Below are 4,131 nucleotides of genomic sequence, written 5' to 3'. Positions count from 1 at the left end.
TGACAGTCAACGTCAACGTTACAGGACAATACTTCACGCCAGCGAAACCAGGTCAAGGAATGGTTCCTCGACCAAACCCAACACCAACTCCACGTCCTGACGACAGTGCTAACACTGACAACGGCGGTACTACCAGCCCTGCTGACAGCAATAGCAACAGTGTGACACAAGATAACAGTGGCAACACTCCAGCTCCTGGTGTGACGACCGACGATAGTAGCAACACTACCCCTGCTACTCCATCGTCTCCACAAGGAATATCTGGAAGTTCTGTGACGGCTCCAGCCCGTAGCCGGAGAAGTGTAGCCTTTGCTGGTGGCAGTCAATCAAGTCAGGAGAAACAGGTTGATAAATCAGTCTTAAGAGATTTGATTCAAGACTTGGAAACTCGTTTGAAAGACTTGGATGGTATTGATCAATCTGTCATCGACGCTGCGAAGATCATTCTCGGAGAGGGTCAAGAAGCCCTTAGAAATACTGACTTGACAGAAGCAGGCTTGAGAGAGATTACTGCTAAGGTCAAAGAAGCACTCGAATCCTTGAAAGGCAAGCAAGCGACTAAGCATGAAGAAGAAACGAAAGAAACAAGGAAAGAGCAAGGTCATCTTCCATATGGTACGATGGTTGGTAGCCTGCTCGCCCTTCTTGGTCTCCTTCTCTTCCTCATCGCGCGTCGTAAGAAAGAGTCAGAACTCAAGAAGCTGACCAAGGAATTAACTAAGGTTCTGCAAGAAAGCGACCTTACAAGTGTAGATGCGAAAGTTCTCGACCAAGCACGAGAAGCTCTCGCTCAAGCGGTTGCTTTCCTAGCCAATGAGAAAGAGTCTGACCACACAGAAGATGAGTTGATTGAGAAACTCAAAGCTATTCTTGCTCAGTTAAGATAAGTCAAGCTTAAACTAGTCGGAAACTAGCTAGAATACTGATTGAAAGAATTTTAGAAAAAACTCTATTTGAGGAGAACATTCAGAAAATCTTTCTTTGATAAAACGCATAATATCAAGCTTTCTTAGGCATGATATTATGCGCTTTTATCATTTTGAGACTTTTTGTCTATCCTCTTTGTGCTATGTTTCTCTCATTTCACAAACATTTCATATTTGGATTTTATAATAAGATATAGCTTTTTACTATACTTTGATATTCAAATATGTTATACTATGACTATCAAAGTAAATGAAAGGGGTTACGAACATGACGCCAGAAGAAATGTACTTGACAGAGCGATTGGATGTACAGATAGCTCATTTTTTAAAGAAAAGTGTTCAACATCGTAGGCGCTATAAGGTATTAAAAATAACAGAAATCGTGGCAGGTTTTCTCATAGCGGTCTTCTGTGCTATTCCTATGCCGGGTGATCGCTATCGTTTGATTTCGGTTGCCTTGTCCAGTTTAGGCTTGCTGTGTGAAGGGATTCTCAATTTGTATAATGCAAAGGAACACTGGATTTCTTACCAAAAGACTGCGCAACTCCTGGAGAGAGAAAAATTCCTCTATCAATGTCAAACAGAGAAATATGCAGGAAAAACCAAGGCTTTTGCCCTATTTGTCAAGACATGCGAAGGTCTTATCTCAGAGGAAATCAACCAGTGGGAAAGTATCCAGTCAAAAGAAGTAGCAGCTAGTGCAGATGCTCCAGAGAAAAAAGAATAGGAGGTGGAGGAAATGTATCAATCCAGCTACCTATTGCCCTTGCTCTGGTTGAAAAAAGAAGTCGATAAAGAAGAGATGAGTTCGACCCAGTGCCAGATATTTTTCTTTTATTATCAACTGTTTGAACTCTTATTTGCTAGAGAAAGCGACTTGAGAGACTTATGTCTGGGAAGGCAAGGTTTTTATTTCTCGCAGTTAGAGAAAGATTTGCTTTCTGGAGTTTCCCACTTTCTAAAAAACTTGGAGGGAAAAGGGACTCTCAAGGCTAATCAAGAAGTATCAGCTCGCAAAGCCCTTTTTCTAGCCTTGACAACTAGCCAGTCAGATTGGCAAGCTTTGGCTCCTGTTTTTGATTTTTATCAGGCTATAGGGAGACTGGAGACGCCCTTGTTCTTGAGTTTTCAAGACAGACAAAATCTGATGTGGATTTACCAGTCAGCTTTGGAGAAGGATTATAGTGTCAAGGTAATTGGCGACAAGCATTTTGTATTGAAGAGACAAGATGCTACTAAATTGACAACGCGCCAAACTCAAACTTTGGAAATTCTGAGTCAATCAGAAGACTTGGTCAATCCTGTCTATGTTACATTAGGAGAAAAGGGGGTGCTCTTGCTTGATTAAGAGAGGAGATGTTGTAGCTCTTTATTTGCCTTTTCCGACTATTAGTAGCGATTTGGCTGTGAAGAATCATATGTATATCTGTATTGACAACAGCATGACTAAAAACAAAGAGTTGGTTAAAAATCAGACCTTCAAACCAGCTCTCTTGACCAGACGTTTGGTCAAGAATTTTATGATAGAAGAGCCAGATCTAGCTCGTAATCCTTTTACAAGACCAACCTTGATTGACTTAGATAAGGTATTTATGTTGGATAATACGGTCATTCCGACTTCTTATCTAGCCAGACGGCGACGCAATGTCTCAGAAGAATTGTACGAGGAAGTTTTGGATCACCTAGTCCAACCACAGCTGATTTCACTAAACAAGTCTGAGTTTATGCAACTCAATCCAGGAACTTATTAGGAGGTAGAAGATGACAAATAAAGCAGTAAATGACTTTATACTAGCTATGGATTATGATAAAAAGAAACTCTTGACCCATCAGGGAGAGAGTATTGAAAATCGTTTCATCAAAGAGGGGAATCAGTTACCCGATGAGTTTGTTGTTATCGAAAGAAAGAAGCGGAGCTTGTCGACAAACACAAGTGATATTTCCGTGACAGCTACCAACGACAGTCGCCTCTATCCTGGAGCGCTTCTCGTAGTAGATGAGACCTTGTTGGAGAATAATCCCACTCTTCTTGCGGTCGATCGTGCCCCAATGACTTATAGTATTGATTTGCCTGGTTTGGCAAGTAGTGATAGCTTTCTCCAAGTGGAAGATCCCAGCAATTCAAGTGTTCGCGGAGCGGTAAACGATTTGTTGGCCAAATGGCATCAAGACTATGGTCAGGTCAATAATGTCCCAGCTAGAATGCAGTATGAAAAAATCACGGCTCACAGCATGGAACAACTCAAGGTCAAGTTTGGTTCTGACTTTGAAAAGACAGGGAATTCTCTTGATATTGATTTTAATTCTGTCCATTCGGGCGAAAAGCAGATTCAGATTGTCAATTTTAAGCAGATTTATTATACAGTCAGCGTAGATGCTGTTAAAAATCCAGGAGATGTATTTCAAGATACTGTAACGGTAGAGGATTTGAGGCAGAGAGGAATTTCTGCAGAGCGTCCTTTGGTCTATATTTCGAGTGTTGCTTACGGGCGTCAGGTCTATCTCAAGTTGGAAACCACGAGTAAGAGTGATGAAGTAGAGGCTGCTTTTGAAGCTTTGATAAAAGGAGTCAAGGTGGCTCCTCAGACAGAGTGGAAGCAGATTTTGGACAATACAGAAGTGAAGGCAGTTATTTTAGGGGGCGACCCGAGTTCGGGTGCCCGAGTTGTAACAGGCAAGGTGGATATGGTAGAGGACTTGATTCAAGAAGGCAGTCGCTTTACAGCCGATCATCCAGGTTTGCCGATTTCCTACACAACTTCTTTTTTACGGGACAATGTAGTTGCGACCTTTCAAAACAGTACAGACTATGTTGAGACTAAGGTGACAGCTTACAGAAACGGAGATTTACTCTTGGATCATAGTGGTGCCTATGTTGCCCAATATTACATTACTTGGGATGAATTATCCTATGATTATCAAGGTAAAGAAGTCTTGACTCCTAAGGCTTGGAACAGAAATGGGCAGGATTTGACGGCTCATTTTACCACTAGTATTCCTTTAAAAGGGAATGTTCGCAATCTCTCTGTCAAAATTAGGGAGTGTACAGGACTTGCCTGGGAATGGTGGCGTACGGTTTATGAAAAAACCGATTTGCCACTAGTGCGTAAGCGGACGATTTCTATTTGGGGAACGACTCTTTATCCTCAGGTAGAGGATAAGGTAGAAAATGATTAGGAGAGAAGAATGTTTGCGACAAAAAGAG

5 protein-coding genes are annotated in these 4,131 nt (G+C 41.7%); all 5 read left to right on the top strand.

Annotation, left to right across the window (positions count from 1 at the left end; all coding sequences use genetic code 11):
- A partial coding sequence (locus HT724_RS09835) for a hypothetical protein (protein WP_240156744.1) occupies positions 1 to 887 on the top strand: 887 nt, incomplete at its 5' end.
- A 307-nt stretch (positions 888 to 1,194) separates the two neighbouring features.
- Complete coding sequence (locus HT724_RS09830) at positions 1,195 to 1,653, top strand: DUF4231 domain-containing protein (RefSeq protein WP_031233612.1); 459 nt, start codon at positions 1,195 to 1,197, stop codon at positions 1,651 to 1,653.
- A gap of 12 nt (positions 1,654 to 1,665) precedes the next feature.
- The gene (locus tag HT724_RS09825) at positions 1,666 to 2,274 is read left to right on the top strand and encodes a hypothetical protein (RefSeq protein WP_173276883.1); all 609 of its coding nucleotides are present in this window, start codon (positions 1,666 to 1,668) and stop codon (positions 2,272 to 2,274) included.
- Entirely contained in the window at positions 2,267 to 2,677 is a 411-nt protein-coding gene (locus HT724_RS09820) for a hypothetical protein (RefSeq protein WP_069187618.1), read from the top strand. The genes HT724_RS09825 and HT724_RS09820 overlap by 8 nt, the downstream gene beginning before the upstream one ends.
- Before the next feature lie 10 nt (positions 2,678 to 2,687).
- Complete coding sequence (ply, locus tag HT724_RS09815) at positions 2,688 to 4,103, top strand: cholesterol-dependent cytolysin pneumolysin (protein ID WP_061438673.1); 1,416 nt, start codon at positions 2,688 to 2,690, stop codon at positions 4,101 to 4,103.
- The last annotated feature ends 28 nt before the right edge of the window (positions 4,104 to 4,131 follow it).

This window comes from Streptococcus sp. k-402 (assembly GCF_013277515.1).
Lineage (GTDB): Bacteria > Bacillota > Bacilli > Lactobacillales > Streptococcaceae > Streptococcus.
Note: the sequence above shows the minus strand (reverse complement) of the source record. Positions and strands in the feature narration are given on the sequence as shown.

Excerpts from the sequence above, each read along its gene's own strand:
- HT724_RS09830 (WP_031233612.1), top strand. The coding sequence starts at position 1,195 with ATGACGCCAGAAGAAATGTACTTGACAGAGCGATTGGATGTACAGATA.
- HT724_RS09825 (WP_173276883.1), top strand. The coding sequence starts at position 1,666 with ATGTATCAATCCAGCTACCTATTGCCCTTGCTCTGGTTGAAAAAAGAA.
- ply (WP_061438673.1), top strand. The coding sequence starts at position 2,688 with ATGACAAATAAAGCAGTAAATGACTTTATACTAGCTATGGATTATGAT.